Origin of the sequence: Sedimentibacter sp. B4, assembly GCF_000309315.1 — a bacterium.
GTDB lineage: Bacteria > Bacillota > Clostridia > Tissierellales > Sedimentibacteraceae > Sedimentibacter > Sedimentibacter saalensis.
Genome location: NZ_CANG01000027.1, coordinates 1 through 22,852, shown reverse-complemented (window position 1 = coordinate 22,852; position 22,852 = coordinate 1). Strand labels below are relative to the sequence as shown.

Annotated in this window: 25 protein-coding genes; 22 read left to right on the top strand and 3 right to left on the bottom strand. The window is 35.5% G+C overall.

The window, feature by feature from the left end; genetic code table 11:
• Positions 1-39 precede the first annotated feature (39 nt).
• From aspS to BN358_RS04640, 17 genes are all read left to right on the top strand, one after another.
• Entirely contained in the window at positions 40-1,815 is a 1,776-nt protein-coding gene (aspS, locus tag BN358_RS04720) for an aspartate--tRNA ligase (protein WP_019228143.1), read from the top strand.
• A 27-nt stretch (positions 1,816-1,842) separates the two neighbouring features.
• Complete coding sequence (locus tag BN358_RS04715) at positions 1,843-2,259, top strand: SoxR reducing system RseC family protein (protein WP_019228142.1); 417 nt, start codon at positions 1,843-1,845, stop codon at positions 2,257-2,259.
• A gap of 9 nt (positions 2,260-2,268) precedes the next feature.
• Positions 2,269-3,579, top strand: coding sequence for a replication-associated recombination protein A (locus BN358_RS04710; RefSeq protein WP_040582036.1), 1,311 nt, complete (start codon positions 2,269-2,271; stop codon positions 3,577-3,579).
• Positions 3,580-3,592: 13 nt separating this feature from the next.
• Positions 3,593-4,096, top strand: a complete 504-nt coding sequence (locus BN358_RS04705; protein WP_019228140.1) for a hypothetical protein — start codon at positions 3,593-3,595, stop codon at positions 4,094-4,096.
• Positions 4,097-4,112: 16 nt separating this feature from the next.
• Complete coding sequence (locus BN358_RS04700) at positions 4,113-4,406, top strand: hypothetical protein (RefSeq protein ID WP_019228139.1); 294 nt, start codon at positions 4,113-4,115, stop codon at positions 4,404-4,406.
• A gap of 75 nt (positions 4,407-4,481) precedes the next feature.
• A complete protein-coding gene (locus BN358_RS04695) occupies positions 4,482-4,742 on the top strand; it encodes a putative Se/S carrier-like protein (RefSeq protein WP_019228138.1) in 261 nt (86 codons plus the stop codon).
• 183 nt (positions 4,743-4,925) lie between these two features.
• Positions 4,926-6,563, top strand: a complete 1,638-nt coding sequence (locus BN358_RS04690) for a tetratricopeptide repeat-containing diguanylate cyclase (protein ID WP_019228137.1) — start codon at positions 4,926-4,928, stop codon at positions 6,561-6,563.
• Between the two features lie 156 nt (positions 6,564-6,719).
• The gene (locus tag BN358_RS04685) at positions 6,720-7,142 is read left to right on the top strand and encodes an Rrf2 family transcriptional regulator (protein ID WP_019228136.1); all 423 of its coding nucleotides are present in this window, start codon (positions 6,720-6,722) and stop codon (positions 7,140-7,142) included.
• Position 7,143: 1 nt separating this feature from the next.
• Complete coding sequence (gene nifS, locus BN358_RS04680; RefSeq protein WP_019228135.1) at positions 7,144-8,337, top strand: cysteine desulfurase NifS; 1,194 nt, start codon at positions 7,144-7,146, stop codon at positions 8,335-8,337.
• A 40-nt stretch (positions 8,338-8,377) separates the two neighbouring features.
• Positions 8,378-8,806: a Fe-S cluster assembly scaffold protein NifU gene (gene nifU, locus BN358_RS04675; protein WP_019228134.1), complete on the top strand. Its 429-nt coding sequence runs from the start codon at positions 8,378-8,380 to the stop codon at positions 8,804-8,806.
• 165 nt (positions 8,807-8,971) lie between these two features.
• Positions 8,972-11,608 (top strand): alanine--tRNA ligase, encoded by a 2,637-nt coding sequence (alaS, locus tag BN358_RS04670; protein ID WP_019228133.1) that lies wholly within the window; start codon positions 8,972-8,974, stop codon positions 11,606-11,608.
• Positions 11,609-11,767: 159 nt separating this feature from the next.
• Entirely contained in the window at positions 11,768-12,031 is a 264-nt protein-coding gene (locus tag BN358_RS04665; RefSeq protein WP_019228132.1) for an IreB family regulatory phosphoprotein, read from the top strand.
• 151 nt (positions 12,032-12,182) lie between these two features.
• Complete coding sequence (locus BN358_RS04660; protein ID WP_019228131.1) at positions 12,183-13,130, top strand: aldo/keto reductase; 948 nt, start codon at positions 12,183-12,185, stop codon at positions 13,128-13,130.
• Positions 13,131-13,137: 7 nt separating this feature from the next.
• On the top strand, positions 13,138-13,560 hold the full coding sequence (ruvX, locus tag BN358_RS04655; RefSeq protein ID WP_019228130.1) for a Holliday junction resolvase RuvX: 423 nt from the start codon (positions 13,138-13,140) through the stop codon (positions 13,558-13,560).
• 15 nt (positions 13,561-13,575) lie between these two features.
• A complete protein-coding gene (locus tag BN358_RS04650) occupies positions 13,576-13,821 on the top strand; it encodes a DUF1292 domain-containing protein (protein WP_019228129.1) in 246 nt (81 codons plus the stop codon).
• 22 nt (positions 13,822-13,843) lie between these two features.
• Positions 13,844-14,317, top strand: a complete 474-nt coding sequence (locus BN358_RS04645; protein ID WP_019228128.1) for a Fur family transcriptional regulator — start codon at positions 13,844-13,846, stop codon at positions 14,315-14,317.
• The gene (locus BN358_RS04640) at positions 14,295-16,040 is read left to right on the top strand and encodes a ribonuclease J (RefSeq protein ID WP_019228127.1); all 1,746 of its coding nucleotides are present in this window, start codon (positions 14,295-14,297) and stop codon (positions 16,038-16,040) included. The genes BN358_RS04645 and BN358_RS04640 overlap by 23 nt, the downstream gene beginning before the upstream one ends.
• Before the next feature lie 53 nt (positions 16,041-16,093).
• Here the strand turns inward: BN358_RS04640 and BN358_RS04635 are convergent, their stop codons facing one another.
• Both BN358_RS04635 and BN358_RS04630 read right to left on the bottom strand, forming a co-directional pair.
• A complete protein-coding gene (locus BN358_RS04635) occupies positions 16,094-16,834 on the bottom strand; it encodes a peroxiredoxin (RefSeq protein ID WP_083851504.1) in 741 nt (246 codons plus the stop codon).
• A 208-nt stretch (positions 16,835-17,042) separates the two neighbouring features.
• Positions 17,043-17,282 (bottom strand): hypothetical protein, encoded by a 240-nt coding sequence (locus tag BN358_RS04630; RefSeq protein WP_157593245.1) that lies wholly within the window; start codon positions 17,280-17,282, stop codon positions 17,043-17,045.
• A 162-nt stretch (positions 17,283-17,444) separates the two neighbouring features.
• Between BN358_RS04630 and mltG the strand changes: the two genes are divergently transcribed.
• The 3 genes from mltG to BN358_RS04615 are packed head-to-tail and all read left to right on the top strand — an operon-like array spanning position 17,445 to position 20,352.
• Positions 17,445-18,464, top strand: a complete 1,020-nt coding sequence (gene mltG, locus BN358_RS04625) for an endolytic transglycosylase MltG (protein WP_019228124.1) — start codon at positions 17,445-17,447, stop codon at positions 18,462-18,464.
• Positions 18,465-18,473: 9 nt separating this feature from the next.
• Positions 18,474-19,118, top strand: coding sequence for an O-methyltransferase (locus BN358_RS04620; protein WP_019228123.1), 645 nt, complete (start codon positions 18,474-18,476; stop codon positions 19,116-19,118).
• Positions 19,119-19,128: 10 nt separating this feature from the next.
• A complete protein-coding gene (locus tag BN358_RS04615; RefSeq protein WP_019228122.1) occupies positions 19,129-20,352 on the top strand; it encodes a U32 family peptidase in 1,224 nt (407 codons plus the stop codon).
• 78 nt (positions 20,353-20,430) lie between these two features.
• Here BN358_RS04615 and BN358_RS04610 read toward each other — a convergent pair whose 3' ends face one another.
• Positions 20,431-20,844, bottom strand: coding sequence for a DUF6762 family protein (locus tag BN358_RS04610; protein ID WP_019228121.1), 414 nt, complete (start codon positions 20,842-20,844; stop codon positions 20,431-20,433).
• A gap of 346 nt (positions 20,845-21,190) precedes the next feature.
• Between BN358_RS04610 and BN358_RS04605 the strand changes: the two genes are divergently transcribed.
• Both BN358_RS04605 and BN358_RS04600 read left to right on the top strand, forming a co-directional pair.
• Positions 21,191-21,667 carry a ferritin family protein gene (locus BN358_RS04605; RefSeq protein ID WP_019228120.1) on the top strand — a complete coding sequence of 159 codons (477 nt, stop codon included), beginning with the start codon at positions 21,191-21,193 and terminating at the stop codon, positions 21,665-21,667.
• A 412-nt stretch (positions 21,668-22,079) separates the two neighbouring features.
• On the top strand, positions 22,080-22,852 hold a 773-nt coding region (locus tag BN358_RS04600; RefSeq protein WP_019228119.1), incomplete at its 3' end, for a dicarboxylate/amino acid:cation symporter.

Sequence of the window (22,852 nt, the reverse complement as noted above, 5' to 3'; positions counted from 1 at the left end):
ATGGGTTATTTTTTTTGATAAATTGCTTGGAGGATAATTATGGAAACTATGGGAACACTCAGAAGAACTAACATGTGCGGACAACTGAACAAGGACCATATTGGTAAAGAAGTTGTAGTCATGGGATGGGTTCAAAAAAGAAGAAGTCTCGGAGGTCTTATTTTTGCCGATGTAAGAGATGTTACAGGGTTGATTCAGGTTGTATTCGACACTGATGTTAACAAGGAAGCATTTGATAAGGCTGAAAGTTTAAGAAGTGAATTCGTTATTGCTGTAAGAGGTGAAGTTTTAGAAAGACAATCTAAAAATCCTGATATGGCAACCGGAGAAATTGAGGTTTATGCTCATGAACTAAAAATATTGGACACAGCTGAAACTCCTCCGATTTATATAAAAGACAACGATGACGTATCTGAACAAATGCGTTTGAAATACAGATATTTAGATTTAAGAAAACCATCCATGCAGAAGAATCTTTTAACAAGAAGTAAGACATCAAAGGTAATAAGAGACTTTTTGTATGACAACGGCTTCAATGAAGTTGAAACTCCATTTTTGGCTAAACCTACTCCTGAAGGAGCAAGAGATTATCTTGTGCCAAGCAGGGTAAATCCGGGCAACTTTTATGCATTGCCCCAGTCACCTCAGCTTTACAAGCAGCTTTTGATGGTGTCCGGAATGAACAGATACTATCAGATAGTGAGATGCTTCAGAGATGAAGACTTAAGAGCAAACAGACAGCCGGAATTCACTCAGGTGGATATTGAAATGTCATTCGTTGATGTGGAAGATGTAATAGGCATCAATGAAAAACTCATACAAAAAATATTCAAGGAAATTAAAAATGTTGATATAACTCTTCCTATAAGACGCATGTCATATCAGGAAGCCATGGACAAGTACGGATGCGACAAGCCTGACCTTCGCTTTGGTTTTGAACTTGAAAACATCACTGACATTTTTGCAAATTCTGAGTTTAATGCATTTAAATCAACTTACGACAACGGTGGTAAAATTAAGTGTGTGAAAATTGACGGTTCAGCTGATGAGTTCTCAAAGAAGGGAATTTCCAAGCTTGAAAAATTCGTCAAGACTTATGGAGCTAAAGGTCTTGCATGGTTCAAATATGAAAACAACACCTTTGAATCTCCAATAGCAAAATTCCTGACAGAAGAAGAAATAAATAAATTAATGGAAAGATTAGAGATCAAGGAAAAAGATGTTGTTTTCATATTGGCTGACAAGGAATCAGTTGTAAACACAGCCTTGGGAGCATTGAGAATTGAAATTGCTCACGACAAGAATTTAATTGACAACAATAAATTTGAACTTGTTTGGATAACTGAATTCCCGTTGTTTGAATACAGCGAAGAAGAAGACAGATATGTTGCCAAGCACCATCCTTTTACAGCTCCTGTTGATGAAGATATTGACAAAATAGAATCTGATCCTGGCGCTGTGAGAGCAAAAGCATACGACATAGTTATTAATGGAGATGAAATAGGCGGCGGAAGCATTCGTATAACAAACAGAACACTGCAGAACAGAATGTTCAGAGCACTTGGATTCACTGATGAAGAAGCACAGGATAAATTCGGATATCTTCTTGAAGCCTTCAAATACGGAGTACCCCCTCACGGAGGAATTGCTTACGGACTTGACCGTTTTATGATGCTTCTTACAGAAAGTGACAATATAAGAGACGTAATAGCATTTCCTAAAACTCAAAGTGCTTCATGCCTCATGACTGACTCACCAAGCGGTGTAACAGACAAACAGCTAAAGGAACTTGAGATAGAGGTAACAGCTGAATAACATTGTATTATATGAAAGGAATGTTCAATGAATCAGGTAGGTAAGATAGAAAAAATAAATGGAAACAGAGCAACTGTTTCAGTGAGAAGACCAAGCGGATGCGGTTCAAGCTGTGCCAGCTGCAGCGGTACATGCAGCCAGGCAAATGTAATTGTTGAAACAGAGATCAATGAAGGATACGAAGTGGGAGATTATGTTGAAATCACAACTGAAAATGAGGTTGCATTCAAACAGATTTTCATACTTTACGGAATTCCATTTGGATTGATGATGATAACAATAGCTGCTGTGCAGCTTTTATCAAACAGCCCAAACAAAGACATGATATCAGCAGTTGCTTCTGTATTATCCCTTGGAGTGTCATTTGTTCTTTTAAAGGCATATGACAAAAAGGAAATGAAAAAAAACACTTTGAAGCTTACAATAGGAAGAAAGCTTTATTAAGATAATATGATGAATATATTTGAAATGCAATATGAAAATTCAATCAAAAAAAATGGGCCTCTTGCACAGCGCATGAGGCCTGCAACGCTTGAAACATTTGTTGGGCAGGAGCATATAGTTGGAGAGGGAAAAATTCTTAACAGAGCCATAAAGGCTGACAAGCTTTCCTCTGCTATATTTTACGGACCTCCGGGAACCGGAAAAACAACTTTGGCTAAGATTATTGCTGAAAACACCAACAATAATTTCACCACCCTCAATGCAGTAACAAGCGGAATAAAAGACATAAAGGAAAAAATAAGCTATGCTGTTGACCAGTTGTCCATGTACAACAAGAGGACAATCCTGTTTATCGATGAAATCCATCGTTTCAACAAGTCTCAGCAGGATGCTTTGCTTCCTTATGTTGAAAACGGAACTATAATTTTGATTGGCGCTACAACCGAAAATCCTTACTTTGAAGTTAATCCTGCTTTGATATCACGTTCACTTGTGTTTGAGTTCAAGAAAATTACAGATGATGACATTATTAAAGTTTTAAAAAAAGCTGCAATGGACAAAGAAAACGGATATGGAGCAAAAAAAGTAAAAATTACTGAAGAAGCAATAAATCATATTGTGAACAATTCAAACGGTGATGCAAGAAAAGCGTTAAGCGCCCTGGAGCTTGGAGTAGAAACAACTCCGGAGACAGATGGCGAAATAATAATAGATATTTCTGTTGCAGAAGAATGCATACAGCAGAAAAAACTTGAATATGATAGAAACGGAGACAGTCACTACGACACCATTTCAGCATTTATCAAAAGTATGAGGGGTTCTGATCCTGACGCAGCGGTTTTCTGGCTGGCAAAAATGATAAAATCAGGAGAGGATCCAAAGTTCATTGCAAGGCGAATTATAATCTGTGCTTCCGAAGATGTTGGAAATGCAGACCCAAGGGCATTAGAAGTTGCAGTAAATGCTTTTAAGGCTGTGGAAATAATAGGTTTTCCTGAAGGGCGTATTATTCTTGCACAGGCTGTATTATACATTGCCTGTGCTCCTAAAAGCAACGCTTCAATCATTGCAATTGACAGAGCAATGGATGCTGTGGAGAAAAATGCCGTTGATGTTCCTCTTCACTTGAAAGACAAACATTATAGCGGAGCAGAAAAGCTTGGAAGAGGAGTAAGCTACAAATACCCTCACGATTATGAAAAGTTTTATGTAAAGCAGAATTATCTGCCTGATACAATGAGAAACTCGACTTTTTATCAGCCTAAGGAATCAGGTTATGAAAGCAGAATCAAAAAGTTTTTAGAATACCTGAAACAGTAACGGAGGGACTTCTATGAATTACAAATTATTTAATTCCTGTATTACAGATACGGATATAGATGAAATATTAGAAAACAAAATAAAATTTGAAGAATACGACACAAATGACAAATATGACATTTCTGTAGATTTTTACAATCAAGACCTGCAGGATGAGGTTTTAAATGACAACGTGTCATTTGAAATCAAAAGAAACCATTATTTGTTCATAAAAAAAGTGAGAGACTTGTTTGAACTGCACAACATTAAAATAAACAAGTTTTTTCTCATGGGAACAATTCTGGAGCTGGACAAAGATGAAATGCTCATTTCGGTTCTGAAGTCAAACCATGAGAACAAAAGCAACACCATATGGCCCTGCAAGGAAATCTTCATTTTTGAAGACAGCAAAAACAAGCTGGATGACTTACTGTTCAACAATCAGATTTCTGAAGAGGACTACGAATCAAACTTGGAATTTCTTAAAGACGAACTGAGTATTTACGACAACGAAGACGAACACGGATATCTAAATTAATTGCAGGAGAGAAAAAATGAAAGCATACGATTTAATAAACAAAGTTGAGTTGGAAGTGACAACAAAGGACCTCATAGACTTGATGAAAGAAAAGAACAGACAGGTAGATTTAATTTTGCACGAAAAGAAAACAGACGAAGACGGATACCTTACATGGGATGCTGAGCATTGGACAACAGTTGACTCAAAACGATTCATGAGATGTTATTCTCTTGGTGACAGACAGCTTAGAGATTATACTTCTCACAATATTTATGATTTGAAAAATGATTTTAAGCCTGAAGAAGCAAAGGAAATTCAAATTAACTGATATTGAAGTTTCTCCTTGTAACCTTATGTGTTATTTTTAATAAAATAATACTGGGAATAATAAAGGAGGATTTCTATGGAACTTTATATAATAACCTTTAAACACGGGAATTATGCTGTAGCCGCATACAACAAACTGCTGGGCTACGGAGTAAGAAATATCAGGTTGATGCAGACGCCTTTCAGCATCAAAAGCGAGTGTGATTTGTGCATCAAAGCTTTTGGAAAAGAAGCATTAAATACAGTTCTAAATGAATGCAGCGGAAAATATTCCGTAGACAACGTGTACAGCGCTGTCAATAAAAATGGAAGCTATGTCTACAAACTTCTTCCATAAAGAAGAAAAGTCAATAACGAAAACCGCAAGCGGTTTTCGTTTTTTTTGAAATTGTGTAAATGTTAGTAAAATATAATATTTTACTGGAAACAAAAGGTAAGTAGTGGTATAATTATGCTGAAAATTGGTGTTTTTTGAAATTAAATTAGAAATTATATGATATTATTATGACAGGAAATTGACATGAAGGAAACTGTTTGTAAAGAAATATATGAAATTCTGGAAAAATCAAAGGAGATTGCTGCTGTAAGGCCGTATAAATCCTATGAAATGAGCATGGAAGCGTACAATAAGTCAAGGGAATTCAATCTAAAAACTGAAGAAGGCTACAGCCTTGTAGCCATTTCCTTTGCCTGCAGGGCAAAATCTGAAATAAATCAAATGCTTGATTGTTCTCTTAGAGCTTTGGAAATTTTTGAGGATACAAATAATGCAGACGGAAAGATGAAATCATTGAACCTTGCTGGCATTGCTTACTTTTACAGCTCAATGTATGAAGAAGCACTGAGATATTTTTTAGAAGTTTCTGACCTTGCCTCTAAACAAGATAATAAATTTATGCAAAGCTGTATAATGAACAACATAGGCGAAATATACCGGGAATCTTCCAGCAACGAAAAGGCACTGGCTTATTTTTTTGATGCTCTCAAAATATGCCAAGACAACAAATACCGTATGAATGAAGCATCCATACTTGGAAACATAGGTGAGATTTTTTTCAATGAAGGCAAGTATGATGAATCCCTGGAGTACTACTTAAGAAGCTATGATATTTTAGTTGAAAAAAATGATATGTTAACCATGGGAGACATTGAAAACAGGCTGGGAAAAATATGCTATGCAGTCAACGACTTCAAGAAGGCAGAAGAATACTATTTCAGGGCACTTAACAGATTAGAGGAAGTAAACAACAAATATTTTACCATAGATGTTCTTATGAATATAGCAGAGCTAATGTTTAATAAAAATGACAGAAAAGCTTTTGTTTATATTGAAAATGCCATGTCCTATGCTGAACAAATAAATGCGAAAAAAAAGATGTGCCAAGTATACAAGTATATTTCTGAATGTTACGAAAGTGAAGAAGATTATAAATCATCTCTTGAATATTACAAAAAATTCTATAACATCAATGAAGAAATAACAGCTTCAAATTTGGGAAACAAACTTGAGCTGTTAAATGTAGAATTGAAATACATTAAGGAAAATGAAAAATACGAGAAGTTAAAAACGAGGCTTCAGAAGGAGATATCTGCTCAAACTAAGGAACTGCAAAGAATAAGAGAGACAAATAAAATACTTGAAAAAAGAGCTTATGAAGATGAACTTACTGGCATTCCAAACAGAAGGAGCATAAACTTCTGCCTGAACAACACTGTGGAGGAAGCTTTGACAAATGATGACAGCCTGGTATTGTTCATGATAGATATTGATCATTTTAAAAAATACAATGATTGCTGGGGACATTCAAAAGGTGATTTTTGCTTGAAGAAAGTGTCAAGTTGTATTAGAAATATTCAAAATATAAGAAAAGACACATTTGGAAGGTATGGAGGAGAAGAATTTGTATACTTTGCAAAGTCCATAGACTATGAACAGTCATTGGAACTCGCAAACTGTATAAGAAATGAAGTTGAAAAGCTTAATCTTTACTACACTGCACATGGACAAACAAATGCTGTAACCATTAGTATTGGAGGAGTTACAGGTAAGGCAGCCACATTGGGAAGTGCTTCAAAAATTATGGAAGCAGCTGATAAAGAGTTGTACAAAGCAAAGGAAGCAGGCAGGAACACAACTGTATTGAAACGTGTTGACTAAGCAGATTTAACCGCAATATTATTTAATGTTGCGGTTTTTTTAGCCATTTTATAACTACATAAAAAAATTTTAAATAATGTTGACAAAATTAGTAGGGTATATTATAATAAGCCATACCCTACTAAATAGGTAGGAATTGTTGAAAGGAGAGCAGAAATGATTTTATCAACAAAGGGCAGATATGGACTTAAAGCAATATTTGAACTTGCGCTGAACTACGGTTTGGGACCTGTTTCTCTTAAAAAAATATCAGATAAATATGATATATCAGAAAGCTATCTGGAGCAGCTTTTTGCTAAATTAAAAAAAGTCGGCTTTATAGATACGGTCAGGGGTCCTCAGGGAGGATACATGCTTGCAAAACGACCGGATGAAATAACTGTGGGAATGGTACTTAGAACATTGGAAGGTGAAATTACAACTTCTGAATGCATAAACAAGGAAGTGTGTTCAAGAGAATCAATTTGTGCCACAAGAGTTATATTTGAAAAAATAGAAAACAGTATAAACGATGTTATAGATAATATAACTTTAGCTGATATGTATGAGGAACGAAAAACAATATTAACGGAGGAATAAAATGAGCAAGAAACTATATCTTGACAATGCTGCAACAACAAGAGTTAAAAAAGAAGTAGTAGAAGAAATGCGTCAATATTTCGATGAATATTACGGCAATCCTTCAAGTTCTTTGTATGAGCTTGGAAGAAAGTCTAAAGAAGCCATAGAAAATGCAAGAAAACAGGTTGCAGACTTCTTAAATGCAGATGAAAAGGAAATATATTTTACTGCAGGCGGCTCCGAATCAGACAACTGGGCTGTTAAAGGAGTGGCATTTGCAAACAAGAACAAAGGAAATCATATAATTACTACAAAAATAGAGCATCATGCAATTTTACACACATGTGAATATCTTGAAAAGTTTGGTTTTGAAACAACATATCTCGATGTTGACAAATATGGAATGATTGACCTTGAAAAATTAAAAGAAGCCATAAGACCAGAAACAATACTTATATCAATAATGTATGCAAACAATGAAATAGGAACAATTCAGCCAATTGAACAAATTGGAGAAATCGCTCAGGAACATGGAATCATATTCCACACTGACGCAGTCCAGGCACTTGGAAGCGTGAAAATCGATGTTAAAAAGCAACACATAGATCTTTTGTCCATGTCAGCTCATAAAATCGGCGGTCCTAAGGGTGTTGGCGGAATGTTCATCCGAAAAGGAGTTAAAATCGACAACTTTATCCACGGCGGCGGACAGGAAAGAGGAAGAAGAGCTGGAACTGAAGGAGTTCAAAATATAGCTGGATTTGGCAAGGCTGTTGAAATAGCTTCAAGAGATTTTGATAAACACATTGCAAGATTAACTGAACTGAGGAACAAACTTATTGAAGGAATCAAGACTAACATTCCTGACGTTGTACTTAACGGACATCCTACAATGAGACTTCCAAACAATGTAAACTTCTCATACAAGTATGTTGAAGGAGAATCAATACTCTTGCTTCTGGATATGGAAGGGATTTCTGCATCAAGCGGTTCAGCATGTACTTCGGGCTCACTTGATCCTTCACACGTGCTTTTAGCAACAGGACTTGACCATGGTACAGCACACGGATCAATCCGTTTCTCTATCAGTGAAGAAATTACTGAAGAAGACATAGATTTTACAGTTGAAACAATGAAAAATATAATTTCAAAATTAAGAATGATGTCACCTATTAAAAACGACGAAGACTTGAAAAAAGGAAACAGTCTATAATATAAAATATAACATATTGATTTAAAAATCGGAGGATATTATGTATACAGAAACAGTGATGGACCACTTCAGAAACCCAAGGAATGTAGGTTCAATGGAAAACGCAGACGGAGTAGGCCAGGTTGGAAACCCAAAATGCGGAGATATAATGAAAATTTATTTGAAAATAAACAATGATATAATTGAAGATGTAAAGTTTGAAACTTTCGGATGCGGCTCTGCCATAGCTTCTTCAAGCATGGCAACAGAACTCATAAAAGGAAAGAGCATTGACGAAGCAGTTGAACTTTCAAATAAAGCAGTTATAGAAGCATTGGGTGGACTTCCGCCTGTAAAGGTTCACTGTTCAGTTTTAGCTGAGCAGGCAGTTAAATCAGCACTTTTTGATTATTCACAAAAAACAGGCAAGGTTATAAAAGGCTTGGAAGATTACAAGCCTGAAGATGACGAAGACATCCACTGCCACTAAAAATATTAATAAAAGCGGAGCGCAGCTCCGCTTTTAATTATTAAGAGATGGTAACTCTATTGTACTTTGTTTGTAAAGTGTAGAAATTTTAAATATAGTTGACAATAGGGGAAAGAATACATTATAATTTCTTAATAAAGAGTACCTATGAGAAATGGAGGAACCATGGATACATTAGATAGATTTTCCATAAACAATATAAGAAAAGAGTATTTAAATTTTTTCAAAAGTAAAGGACATTTGACTGAGCAAAGCTTTTCATTGATTCCAAAAAATGATAAGAGTCTGCTTTTAATAGGAGCCGGTATGGCACCTTTGAAGAAATACTTTACGGGAGCTGAAACACCGCCCTCAAAAAGAATGGCAACATGTCAGAAGTGCGTAAGAACAGGCGATATAGACAATGTTGGTCTCACAGCAAGACATTTGACTTTCTTTGAAATGCTTGGAAACTTTTCATTCGGCGATTATTTCAAAAATGAAGCAATTGCATGGGCCTGGGAACTTCTGACTGACGTTTTGAAAATAGATGCAAACAGACTTTGGGTAACAGTGTATGAAGATGACGACGAAGCAGCTGAAATCTGGCATAACAGCGTAGGCATTCCAAAGGAAAGAATAGTGAGACTTGGAAAGGACGACAACTTTTGGGAACTTGAAGTGGGACCAAGCGGACCATGTTCTGAAATATATTACGACACAGGAGCTGACAGAGGATGCGGCTCACCAGACTGCAAACCAGGATGTGACTGCAACCGATACATAGAAATATGGAATCTGGTGTTCACTCAGTTTGACAAGGATGAACAAGGAGTGTACCATCCGCTTCCAAATCCAAATATAGACACAGGAATGGGACTTGAAAGAGTAGCATCGGTTCTTCAGGGAAAACCAACAGTTTACGACGTTGAGCCGCTTATTTCAATTATATATAAAGTAGAAGAAATATCTAAAGTTACATATGGTGTCGACAAGAAAAAAGACACATCAATGAAAATAATCTGCGACCACTCAAGAGCAGCAACATTCATGATCGGAGACGGAGTTATACCTTCAAATGAAGGAAGAGGATATGTCTTAAGAAGACTCATAAGAAGAGCTATTCGTCAGGGAAAATCTCTTGGAATACATTCTGAGTTCCTCACAAAGACAGTGAAGGTTGTAATTGACAACTGGAAGGAAGCATACCCTCAGCTGGCTGAAAAGGAAAGCTACATTCTTAAGGTTGTTCAGCTTGAAGAAGAAAAGTTCAAAACAACCATAGACCAGGGACTTGAGCTTCTCATGAAAGAACTTGAAGCAATGAAAGGAACTGACAAAAAGGTTTTTGACGGAAGTGTTGCGTTCAAGCTTTATGATACTTACGGTTTTCCGTCAGAACTTACAGAAGAAATACTTGTAGAAAATGGATTTGAATTCGACAAGAACCAGTTTAAATCAATAATGGAAGAGCACAGACAAATGGCCAGAGAAGCAAGAAGCAAGACTGGCAGCTCCGGATGGAAAGATGAAGAATTCAATATAGATACTGAAAAAACAATTTTTACAGGATATGAAAAGTTATGTGATACTGTAGAAGTAGTTGCAATTGTTGTTGATCAGGAACAGGTAAACACCATAAGCGAAGGGCAAAGCGGTATTGTTGTTCTTGACAAAACTCCGTTTTACGGAGAAAGCGGCGGACAGTCAGGAGACTCGGGAAAATTCTTAGCAGAAGGAATGGAAGCTTTAGTTACAGACACAAAGAAGTTTAAAAAGAGTATTTTCCTTCATGAAACAACAGTTTTAAAGGGAAGTATTTCTGTTGGGGATAAAATTTCTGCAGATGTAAATACTGACCAGAGGAAAAACACTGCAAAGAACCACACATGTACACACATTCTTCACAAAGTGCTTAAGGAAATGCTTGGAGATCATGTAAATCAAGCAGGCTCATATGTTTCAAAGGACAGACTCAGATTTGACTACACACATTTTGAAGCAGTGGACCATGAAACACTTCGTGAGATTGAAAGACGCGTTAATGAAGCAATACTTGAAGATTACAAAGTCAACACTGATGTTCTTAATATAGAAGAAGCAAGAAAATCAGGAGCTACAGCTTTGTTTGACGAAAAATACGAGGAAGTTGTCAGAGTTGTCAGCGTTGGAGATTTCAGCAAGGAACTTTGCGGGGGAACTCACATTGATGAAACTTCTAAAATAGGTATGTTTAAAATAATTTCTGAAGGAGGAATTGCTTCAGGAATCAGAAGAATAGAAGCAATTACCGGAAGAACAGCAATAGAATACTTAAATGATCTTGTTAAAATTACAGATGAAGTTTGTGCTGCCATGAAAACAAGCAAGGAAGAGCTACCTTCAAAAGTGAATGCTCTTAAAAAGGAAACTAAGGACAAAGAAAAAGAAATCCAAAAGCTTAACAATGAAATACTTAAAAAAAGCATGGATCAGATCCTTGACCAGTTTGAAGAAATAAACGGCATAAAACTTTTTGCCCTTAAACTTAAAGAGAAGGATGCAAATTCTCTAAGGGAAATTGCAGACAAAATAAAAGATAAAAACGAAAGCTGTGCAATTATCCTGTCATCGGACTTAGGAGACAAGGTGCTGTTCGTATCTTCTGTTACAAAGGATTTAAACATCAAGGGAATTCAGGCAGGAAACATTGTGAAGGCTGCTGCTTTAGTTGCAGGAGGCGGCGGAGGCGGAAGACCAGACTTTGCCCAGGCAGGTGGAAAAAATCCTGAAAAAATTGACGAAGCAATCGAAGCAGTTAAGGAACAGTTAAGAAACATATAATAAAATTAAGAATGAAGAACGAATTTAATGAAGGAAATGTGCCGCGGCACATTTCCAACAATAATTCTTAACTATTAATTATTAATTGTTTTAATAATGTTTGATTTTATTACAAAAATGTAGTACAATATACAAAGGTTATGTAAAGAGGTGGTTATTATGGATAGCAATGTAAACAATACAGCAAAATTTGATTACAATATGGAATCATTAAATGAAGCCAGAGAGATTATAGCACAGGTGTATCAGTCACTGAAAGAAAAAGGTTATAATCCCAACAACCAGCTCATTGGTTATATATTATCAGGTGATCCTACTTATATAACAAATCATAACAATGCAAGAAGTTTAATACGTAAAATAGAGAGAGACGAACTGTTAGAAGAAATATTAAATGTTTATTTAGATGTAATAGACCTTTAAAAATTCTATGTGGAAAGCAGTATATGTGTATATACTGCTCTATTTTATAATATAGGAAAGTTCTCTTTCCTATATTATAAAAACGGGGATTGCAAAGGGCGGGACGCCCTTGCCGTCTCTTTTATATTGCATATGCAATATTGGAGAAACAATGAAATATATAAATTTATTTGAAAAAGAAAATGTATCAAAATTATGTTACGGAACACTGTCATTAAGCGATTTACAAAACAATAATACCGAAGAAAACAAAGTGAAATTACTGAACTACGCTTATGACAAAGGAATAAATTTTTTTGACACAGCCGAGCTTTATGACAACTATAATATTATAAAACAATTCATAAAAGACAAAGACAGGGTTAAACTAAACATAGCAACAAAAAGCTATGCATATGACAGAAAATCTGCAGAATATAGTGTCAATAAGGCTTTAGAAGAAATGAACACAGAATATCTCGATGTATTCATGCTTCACGAACAGGATAACGGCAACAATTTTTTGGGCCATTATCAGGCAGTGGAACGATTGATGGAGTACAAACAACAAGGTATAATAAAACATTTTGGAATATCAACTCACAGAGTTGAAGCTGTACGTGACAGCATAATGTTCAAGGAAATAGAATTTGTTTTTCCGCTTTTAAACATGAAAGGCATTGGAATCTCAGACGGTACAATTGATGACATGCTTGAAGCTGTAAAAAAGGCAAAGAAGAACAACAAATTCATAATGGCAATGAAAATCTATGGAGGAGGACATTTGATAAACGAAGCAAGGGAAGCCTTCAAGTTTGCAAATGATTTGAGTTTTGTGGACTCCATAGCAGTAGGTATGAGCACGGTTGAAGAAATTGATGCTAATATCGCTTATTTGGAAAACAATGAGTTAAATATTAATATAAAAAATAAAATCAGAAATCAAAAGAGAACTCTCGTTGTAGAAGAGTGGTGTATTGGTTGCGGAAAATGCGCAAGAAAGTGCAGACAGAATGCCCTTGAGATTGTAGACGGCAAGTGTGTCGTTGATATGAGCAAATGTGTTTTGTGCAGCTACTGCGCCGGTGAATGTACGGATTTTTATATCAAAATTGTGTGAGGTTGCTATGGACAGATTAATGGGTCTAGATGTGGGAGACAGAACTATTGGAGTGGCGGTGAGTGATTTGTTGATGATCACAGCCCAAGGAGTCACTACAATAAAAAGAACAAATATTAAGAACGATATTAATGAGCTCAAGAAGATTATAGGTGAATATCAGGTAACAAAGATTGTGTCAGGATTGCCAAAAATGCTTGATGGAACAGTAGGCATTCAAGGTGAGAAAGTTCTTGCTTTCATTGAAAAGATGAAGCAGCATATTGATTTGCCTGTTGAGTTCGAAGATGAAAGGTTCACCACAACTATTTCCGAAAGAATGTTGATAGACGCCGATGTTAAAAGGAAAAAAAGAAAAGAAGTAATAGACAAATTAGCCGCAGTTCAAATTCTGTCAGGATATATGCAGAGAACAAAGAATAAAATATAGGCCAAGAGGAGAAAAATGGAAGAAAATATTATTGAACTGATAAATGAAGAAGGAAAAAAAGAAAAACTTGTTGTGGAAGCTACATTTCATATTGATGATACAATGTATGCTGTTCTTCATGAAATCAACTCTGACGAAGGCATGATATTTTATGTTGAAGAAACTGAAGACGGAAACGGAGTATTTATTCCTGTAGAAGATGAAGAAGAAATTCAAGAAGTTATTGAAGTTTATGAAGGTATAGCTGATGATTTAATTTAAATCAAAGCAAGGGGGTGTTTTTATGAGTGAAGCAGATAATTTGGTTAAATTGCTGTGTGAAAACGGATATAAATCTACAATACAGAGAACCATGATATATGAAATCCTGGTCGAAAACAAAGATAAGCATTTAAGTACAGAAGAAATCTACGAACTTGTAAAAAACAAAAACCCTAAGATGGGAATTGCAACCACTTACAGGACACTTCAGCTTTTTGAAGAAATCGGTATGGTATACAAGCATAATTTTGATGACGGACTTAGCAGATATGAAATTTTGTCGCCAAACAGTAACGAAATTCATCAGCATCATCATTTATTGTGCAAAAAATGCGGAAAGATCATTGAAGTCAAAGAAGACTTGATGAACTCATTGGAAGAAATAATAGAAAAACAATACAATTTTGAAATATTAAATCACGTGGTCAAATTCACCGGAATCTGCGGTCAATGCAGAAATAAGGAGAATGAAAATGGCAACAGAAAAGAAACATAAACTAAAGGTAATACCCCTTGGAGGTCTGGGGGAAATCGGAAAAAACATGACTGTAATAGAATATGGCACAAACATCATAGTTATAGACTGCGGCATGTCATTTCCTGATGACCAAATGCTAGGAATAGACATAGTAATTCCGGATATAACATATTTAATAAAAAACAAAGACAAAATAAAAGGGATAATTCTTACACACGGTCACGAAGACCACATAGGCAACATTCCTTACTTGCTTAAAAAAATAAATGTTCCCATTTATGGAACAAAGCTTACACTTGGTTTGGTAAAAAATAAAATACTGGAACATAAAATTGAAGATGCTTCCCTCAATGTTGTTGAAAAGGGACAGACAATCAACTTGGGATGCTTCAAGGTTAAATTTATCCAAACAAACCACAGCATTCCAGATGCTGTTGGCTTTGCCATCGACACACCAATTGGAATGGTTGTGCATACTGGAGACTTTAAAATTGACTTCACGCCTATAGACGATGATGTTATTGATCTTGGAACATTTGCAGAGCTTGGAAGAAAAGGTGTGCTTCTGGCCATGTCAGACAGCACTAACGTGGAAAGACAAGGGTTTTCAGCTTCAGAAAGAACAGTGGGCGAAAAATTTATTGAATCTTTCAAAAACTGTGAATCAAGAATACTGGTTGCAACATTTGCATCAAATATCCACCGCGTACAGCAGGTTATTAATGCTGCTGTAATATATGGAAGAAAGGTGGCTGTTTCCGGCAGAAGCATGATAAATAACATCGATGTTGCACAGGAACTTGGATATCTGGACATTCCTGAAGACACACTTATAAATGTTAATGACCTTAAAAAATACAAAGACAATGAAGTGGTAATTATAACAACAGGCAGTCAGGGTGAACCTATGTCGGCTCTTACCCGAATTGCCAACAATGACCATAAAAAAATACAAATAAAGCAGGGAGACCTGGTTATTATTTCTGCCAGTGCCATACCGGGCAATGAAAAAACCGTTTCAAGAGTAATAAACACTCTTTATGAAAAGGGAGCCATAGTATACTATGACGCATTGACTCAGGTTCACGTGTCAGGACACGCCAGAAGAGATGAATTAAAGCTTATGCTTTCTCTTTTAAAGCCAAAATTTTTCATACCTGTACACGGCGAGTACAGACATTTGGTTCAGCACGCAAGACTGGCTGAAGAACTTGGAATTCCGAAGGAAAATACTTTAATAGGTAAAAATGGAGATGTTATTGAACTAACATCAAAATCCATATCAAAAAATTCTACTGTTACTTCAGGAAATATTCTTGTTGACGGATTAGGTGTTGGAGATGTAGGAAACATAGTTCTCAGAGACAGAAAGCTTTTGTCCGAAAACGGATTGATAATAGTTGTGCTGTCTACAGAAAAGGGAACCGGAAAAGTTCTTGCAGGTCCTGAAATTGTATCCAGAGGCTTCATATATGTTCGTGAAAACATAGATTTGATTGAAGATTCAAAATTTGTTATCAGAAAAGCTCTTACAAAATGCCAGGAAACAAATGTCAAGGAATGGAACAACATTAAAATGGCAATAAAGGATGCCCTCAGCAGCTTTATTTACGATAAAATCAGACGTAATCCTATGATACTTCCAATTATAATTGAAGTAGACAACGATAAGTTTGATGATGATAACTTGTTTGAAAAGCTTGAAAGCGAACAATTTGACTTTGAAGAAATTTTGCATTAAATAAATTAATAAATAAATGCTCCCTTCAAGATAAAATCAAGAGGGAGCATTTTTTAATCTTCTTTGATGATGCCCTGGGGTTCACCGCCTGTTAAATCTCCTGCAGAGCCACCGCCTGTGGGAGTAGTTGAGCCTGTAGACTCACCGGGATAATCCGTGTAGCACATATACCATTGTCTGCAATTCCAGTCGGGGTCAGGATTGGAAGACCTTTCTATTACTTCATTAAATGTTCTTGGAGCAGGAACAATAACAGGATCACCAGGCATCCAGTTAGCAGGGGTGCCTACACTGTATTCTGTTGAAATTTGAAGGGCATCAATGAGCCTTAAAAGTTCATACATATTTCTTCCATTTGTAGCCGGGTATGTAAGTATTGCCCTTATTCTCTGATTGGGATCGATTATGAACACATCTCTAACACTTTGCTCATAAATTCTGTCTGGATTTACCATGCCGTAAAGGGCTGAAACTTCTGCATCTCTGTCGGCAATCAGCGGAAATGGAATTTTTATGCCGGTAAACTGAAGAATATCGTAGAACCAGGCAAGATGGGCAGGATTACTGTCGATGCTCACACCGATGAGCTGTACATTTCTTTTAACAAATTCAGAGTACAGCTGTGAAAAAGCAATGAATTCAGATGTACATATAGGAGTAAAGTCTCCCGGATGCGAAAATAAAAGAACCCATTTTCCTCTGTACTGGGACATTGTTATGATGCCGTCTGTTGTTATGGCCGTAAAGTCAGGCGCTATTCTTCCTATGGTTAGACACTGATGATTTCTTTCCATAACTGGATTTATTGTATTTAAATTTGGATCATTCACATTGTTCTTAGATATCATAATAACCTCCTAAAGCATTTGGTATTATAATATGTGGATTCTTTGAATAATGTTAATTCATTGAATAAAATGTGATGTAATATCGATAGGACTTTTGCTGAATCATAATAAAAATAAAGCAGCCGGCGAAGTTCGCCGACTGCTTATGTGCTTATTACTTTTTGATAATGTGGAAGTTAACACCCCAAATAGGTCCGAATTGGGATGGTTTGTTATTAACAATTTTCTTATTTTCCATTCTCGTATTCTCTTTTTTTGAAAGAATATTTAAATTTGAATTTGGTTTATCATTAAAGTCACTGGATAAACCTGAAAAGCCATCCATTCTTAATCTTGCTACGCTAAAATTATCTATCTTCGTATTGGGAGCGTCACCCAAGTTCAATCTGTCCAAAAGAACCAACCCTCTCTTCGAAGTAATAAGCATTATTATAATGACCAACAGACCAAATATTATTCATCATTTTTAAAAAAATTGATTTTTATTGTAATTGATGCTGAAAGGTTGTATAATTTAATGGATTTCAAAATAAGTCAGCAACAATACGGAGGTATTATGAAAAAAATAATTGCTGTCCTTCTTGTTATAATAATAGCATCAGGAGCTTACATGTTTATTAACAATTTTGTGCAGGAAAATTTAAAAGCTGTAGACATTTACGATGAAAGTAAATTATCTGTGGAAATTCCTTCAGGAAGCACAACAGTTGACATAGCAGAAATACTGCTTGAGAATAATCTCATAAGAAATACAAAAGTCTTCAAATATCATGCCGAAAAAACCGGAGCAGATAGTAAACTTAAAGCAGGCACATTTGTGTTTTCAAAAAGCATGGATGCTGATGAGATACTTGAAACTTTAATAAACGGAGGATCTTCAGGAAACACTTTAAACATAACAATAATTGAAGGACTCACACTGGAAGAAGCAGCTTCTTCAATTGCAGAGCAGACAGGACTTGACTACGACAAATTCGTTGCTTTAATGACGGACGGGCAATATTTCAAAGAAGATTTTTCTTTTTTAAAAGAAAACCCGGACATAACAAATCTGCAGGGATTTCTTATGCCTGACACATACAACATTTATAAAAATGCAAGTGAAGAGGATGTTGTAAGAACTCTTCTTGATCAGTTTGACGGATTTTACATGGATGAAATAAAACCAAGAATGGAAAATGCAAAGTTAGACTTTGAAAAAACCATTATTCTCGCAAGCATTGTTGAAAAGGAAGCATTGCTTGATGAAGAACGGGATGAAGTTGCTGCAGTTTTTTTAAACAGACTTGATATTAACATGAAACTTCAGTCTTGTGCAACTGTAAACTATGCCCATGGTGAGTGGAAGGAAAGACTTACTTATGATGACATAGCAATTGACTCACCGTACAACACATATGTTGTAGAAGGACTTCCGCCTACAGCAATAAACTCCCCCGGAAAAGCTTCTATAAAGGCGGTGCTTGAACCGGCTGATGTTGATTATTTGTTTTTTGTTGCAAAGGGAGACGGTTCACATTACTTTTCAAAAAGTTATGACCAGCACATTAAAGCTGCAAACGAGTATTTAGATTAAGGATGAAAAATGGACAATATAAACAGAGATTATATAGACACATATATACAAAATCTCATAAAAAATGAGGATGAAAAATTAGAAAATTTCCGACAGCAATGTGTTGAAAGAGGTCTTCCAATAATTCATAAGGAAGTTGGACAGTACTTAAGGCTTGTGATAAATCAGCTCCATGCCAGAAGTATCATAGAAGTTGGAACAAATGTAGGTTATTCTTCAATATTCATGAGCAGCGTCATGAAAAATGAAGGAAAAGTTGTTACGCTTGAAAGAAGCGAAAAATTTTACGAAGAAGCTTTAAAAAACATACAAAGCTTCAATCTTGAAAAAAACATAGAGGTTCATTTTGGAGATGCTGTTGAAAATCTCGATAAAATTGATGGAACCTTCGACATGGCATTCATAGATGCTGCAAAAAGCTATTACAGGACTTTCTTTGACAAATGCAGCATGAAGATGAAATCAGGAGGAATAATAATTTCTGACAATGTGCTGTATCAGGGAATGATAGCAACAGATGAGCTGGTTGTCAGAAGAAAGAAAACATTGGTCAGAAACATGAGAAATTATTTAGAATATATTTCAAATGATGAAAGATACATTACAACGGTCCTTCCCCTAGGAGACGGACTGGCAGTCACATTAATCAAATAAAGGAGAAAATATGTTACCAAAGTTATTAGCACCTGCAGGAAATTTAGATAAGCTCATCATGGCAGTGGAATACGGAGCAGACGAAGTATACTTTGCCGGAAAGACAATGGGAATGAGAGCAGGGGGCAAGAATTTCACAAGCAAGGATTTAGAATACGGAATCGACTACTGCCACAAGCACGGCAGAAAATCAAATATAACAGTAAATATAGCACCACACAACGATGATTTACAGGGACTTGAAGAATATCTCAAATATCTTCAGACTATCGGAGCAGATGCTCTTATAGTAGCAGACCCTGGAGTAATAGAAGTTGTGAAACAAACAATACCTGACATGAGAATTCACCTTAGCACTCAGGCAAACACAACTAATTTTCATTCGGCAAATTTCTGGTACAAACAAGGTGTGAGCCGAATTGTGCTAGCTCGTGAGCTTTCATTTCCTGAAATTGAAGCAATAGTTAAAAACTCTCCCAAGGAACTTGAGTTTGAAACATTTGTACATGGAGCAATGTGCATTTCATATTCAGGAAGATGTTTGTTGTCAAGCTTCATGACGGGTCGTTATTCAAACAAGGGAGACTGCGCGCAAGCCTGCAGATGGAAGTACAATCTTGTTGAAGAAAAGCGTCCGGGAGAATACTATCCAATTGATGAAGATGAAGAAGGAACATTCATAATGAACTCCAAGGATATGTGCATGGTTGAACACCTGCAGAAGTTCAAGGATCTTGGAATAACAGCTCTTAAAATCGAAGGAAGAAATAAAAGCGAATACTATACAGCAATTGCTGTTCGTTCATACAGAAATGCACTAGATGAGCTTGAAAAACCGGAAAGTGAAAGAAATACAAAGTACTGGAAGGAAGAAGTTGAAAAATCATCACACAGGGACTTCTCATATGGATTTTTCTTCGGCAACCCGTACAAGGACGGTCAGCTTTACACTTCAAGCAGCTACATCCGGACATACGACGTCGTGGGCATAATAAGATCCTATGACAAACTATCAGGAACCTGTGTAATTGAACAAAGAAACAAGTTCTCAGAAGGCGATACTCTTGAATGTTTCGGACCAAAGGGAACACATTTTGAAGTTATTGCCAAAAACATGCAGGACAAAGACGGAAATAAAATCGAATCAGCACCTCACGCTCAAATGACAGTAAAAATGGATATAGACCATGAGGTTGAACCATACTTCATTTTAAGAAAAAAGGTTGAAGAATAAAACTTAATAAAAAATATCAAAAACAGGCAAATGACTTAATTTGCCTGTTTTATTAAGTTCCGGCTTAAATGTTTCTAATTATTCCTGAATATAATCTTCAGGATTTATCAAAGGAATTATTCGTTCTAATTCCGATGTATGAATATTTAACAGTTCATTCAGGAATTCTTCTGTTTTTTTATGATCTTCTGAATATTCAATTTTTATAATCCATTTAGGATTGTAATCCTCAGATAATTCTTCAAAACTAACTGCTTTACCTGAAAAAATTTCTTCATTGTACAAATCAAAAATTCCTGAAAATTTCCAGTCTTCTTCAATATCAAGAGTTGTAATTGTTAAGAAGATAAATAGTTTACTACCTTCCTCCATTGCATATATTTTATCTATGTATTCCATATTTTTATGAATTTCATATGAACCAATTGTTCTATCAAAAAAACCGGTTTTTGAATCCTTAAGCATTAATACCAGATTGTTGTAATTTTCCATTTTGCCTCCAAATATAATTTACGTTTAAATTATTATATTATATAATTCATCATTAGTATAGAAAATTGTTTTAGAATTTTATTTAATGGGTATGTGTTTTACATGTGATAAAATAAAGGAGTTAATTCATGAATGAAAAAAAAGAACCATGGTAGACGTTGTTCACCTTGAATGATAAAATATATTCTGCTGGGTAGTGTTTATATTTTTGTTTAGCAGGAAAATTATCAAATTAATTGTCAGAGAAAATACGGAGAAAAATGTAAGAACAAAACGATTTAACATATATTGCCAAATAACTAAAATAGTAGTATGCTTAATACATTAAAGAGAAAGGGGTAACATCATGTCAAACAACTCATTCAGCGGGCTTGAAATGCTTAAAGTTGCAATGTTAATGGAAGAAGAAGGTTACAAATTTTACAAGAATGGAGCAAACAACACTACAGGAAAAACCAAAGAATTTCTAATAGCAGCTGCTAGCCAGGAATTTTTCCACAAAGAAAAGTTTTTACAGCTTTATGATGAATTAAAAAAAGGCAATGAAGTCGGTTCGGAATATCTTTATGATGAAGAAGTAACAAGTTATTTAAGATCATTAATAGAAAATCAGGTTTTTAATAAAAAAGATGAACCAAAGGATGCGTTCAAAGATTTTGAATCAGCTGTTTTAAGTTCATTAAAAACAGAAGAGCTAACTGTAACAGTATATAATGAGATGTATAAAGGAATATCAAGCCATACTGCCAAAGAAGTAATGCAAAAAATTATTGAAGAGGAAAAGCAGCACGTAGAATATTTTAAGAATTTACTTAAGGCATAAAAGCAAATCCAAGAGGTTTGCTTTTTTTATATACGAGGAAAGTTTTCTTTCTCGTATATAAAAAACGGGGATTGCAAACGCCCTTGCCGTCAAGGGGGATGCTCAGCAATTTTTGCGCGGTCGGGGGACATAGGTCCCCCTAGCGGAGTTGCAGAGCAACTTTTTATTGGTATAATTTGGATAAAATTTACAAATGTTTATTGTTGACAACATTAAAAGTTTAATATATTATAATACATACAAAACATATAAGAATAGTCAGAAAACCATGGAGGAAAAATGAAAAGATTTGACAAAATGATGATGAGGAACTCAGGAGCCGGCGGAAAAATATGTTGCTGTTGCAGATATAATTAAAAATTATTTAATGAATTTATTTATCACAACAACATTAATCTAAAGGAGAAGAATCATGATTTTAAATATTGACGTAACATCATATCTGGCGCTTCTAGCTGCCTTGGTATTAATAGGAATACTTGCATTAATGGCAAAGAAGGAAATTGATTTTGGAATTAGAACAATTACTGCCCTTGGACTTGGGATAGGGCTTGGGATTTTGTTTAGAGGAAAACTTGATCTTGTACAGCCCATCGGAAAAATATATGTGAGCTTAATATCCGCTTTTGTGCTGCCATTGTTGTTCTTCGGAGTAGTATCAAGCATATCAGCTCTTGACAACATTCAAAGACTTAAGACAATCGGAATGAAAAGCGTTGCATGGCTTACAGCAAACACTGCAATAGCATCAGGACTTACAGTTGTGACAGCACTTATGTTGTTTGTAGGAAAGGGAGCAGAGGTTAGTCTTCCTACAGATTATGTTCCAAAGGAAGTTCCTGCATTCACTCAAGTAATAATTGATCTTTTTCCGAAAAATATCATTGCTCAGGCATCAAATAACGCAATCGTTCCAGTAATATTATTTTCAGTAATCATAGGAATAGCTTTCGTTTCACTTTCTTCTGAAAATGAAAAGGATGCAAAACCTTTTAAAGATTTTATAGATTCTGGTTCAAAAATAATATATAAAGTAATATCATATATAATAGAACTGACACCATATGCTGTGCTTGCTCTTGTTGCCAGTGCAGTTTCAAACAACGGACCGGACAAACTTCTTCCGCTGTTGTCAATACTGCTAATAGCTTACGCTCTTTGCTTTGTTCAAACATTTATTGTAAG

Bases quoted from the DNA above. Each gene is read 5' to 3' on its own strand.
- aspS (WP_019228143.1), top strand. From the start codon at position 40: ATGGAAACTATGGGAACACTCAGAAGAACTAACATGTGCGGACAACTG.
- BN358_RS04715 (WP_019228142.1), top strand. From the start codon at position 1,843: ATGAATCAGGTAGGTAAGATAGAAAAAATAAATGGAAACAGAGCAACT.
- BN358_RS04710 (WP_040582036.1), top strand. From the start codon at position 2,269: ATGAATATATTTGAAATGCAATATGAAAATTCAATCAAAAAAAATGGG.
- BN358_RS04705 (WP_019228140.1), top strand. From the start codon at position 3,593: ATGAATTACAAATTATTTAATTCCTGTATTACAGATACGGATATAGAT.
- BN358_RS04700 (WP_019228139.1), top strand. From the start codon at position 4,113: ATGAAAGCATACGATTTAATAAACAAAGTTGAGTTGGAAGTGACAACA.
- BN358_RS04695 (WP_019228138.1), top strand. From the start codon at position 4,482: ATGGAACTTTATATAATAACCTTTAAACACGGGAATTATGCTGTAGCC.
- BN358_RS04690 (WP_019228137.1), top strand. From the start codon at position 4,926: ATGAAGGAAACTGTTTGTAAAGAAATATATGAAATTCTGGAAAAATCA.
- BN358_RS04685 (WP_019228136.1), top strand. From the start codon at position 6,720: ATGATTTTATCAACAAAGGGCAGATATGGACTTAAAGCAATATTTGAA.
- nifS (WP_019228135.1), top strand. From the start codon at position 7,144: ATGAGCAAGAAACTATATCTTGACAATGCTGCAACAACAAGAGTTAAA.
- nifU (WP_019228134.1), top strand. From the start codon at position 8,378: ATGTATACAGAAACAGTGATGGACCACTTCAGAAACCCAAGGAATGTA.
- alaS (WP_019228133.1), top strand. From the start codon at position 8,972: ATGGATACATTAGATAGATTTTCCATAAACAATATAAGAAAAGAGTAT.
- BN358_RS04665 (WP_019228132.1), top strand. From the start codon at position 11,768: ATGGATAGCAATGTAAACAATACAGCAAAATTTGATTACAATATGGAA.
- BN358_RS04660 (WP_019228131.1), top strand. From the start codon at position 12,183: ATGAAATATATAAATTTATTTGAAAAAGAAAATGTATCAAAATTATGT.
- ruvX (WP_019228130.1), top strand. From the start codon at position 13,138: ATGGACAGATTAATGGGTCTAGATGTGGGAGACAGAACTATTGGAGTG.
- BN358_RS04650 (WP_019228129.1), top strand. From the start codon at position 13,576: ATGGAAGAAAATATTATTGAACTGATAAATGAAGAAGGAAAAAAAGAA.
- BN358_RS04645 (WP_019228128.1), top strand. From the start codon at position 13,844: ATGAGTGAAGCAGATAATTTGGTTAAATTGCTGTGTGAAAACGGATAT.
- BN358_RS04640 (WP_019228127.1), top strand. From the start codon at position 14,295: ATGGCAACAGAAAAGAAACATAAACTAAAGGTAATACCCCTTGGAGGT.
- BN358_RS04635 (WP_083851504.1), bottom strand. From the start codon at position 16,834: ATGGAAAGAAATCATCAGTGTCTAACCATAGGAAGAATAGCGCCTGAC.
- mltG (WP_019228124.1), top strand. From the start codon at position 17,445: ATGAAAAAAATAATTGCTGTCCTTCTTGTTATAATAATAGCATCAGGA.
- BN358_RS04620 (WP_019228123.1), top strand. From the start codon at position 18,474: ATGGACAATATAAACAGAGATTATATAGACACATATATACAAAATCTC.
- BN358_RS04615 (WP_019228122.1), top strand. From the start codon at position 19,129: ATGTTACCAAAGTTATTAGCACCTGCAGGAAATTTAGATAAGCTCATC.
- BN358_RS04610 (WP_019228121.1), bottom strand. From the start codon at position 20,844: ATGGAAAATTACAACAATCTGGTATTAATGCTTAAGGATTCAAAAACC.
- BN358_RS04605 (WP_019228120.1), top strand. From the start codon at position 21,191: ATGTCAAACAACTCATTCAGCGGGCTTGAAATGCTTAAAGTTGCAATG.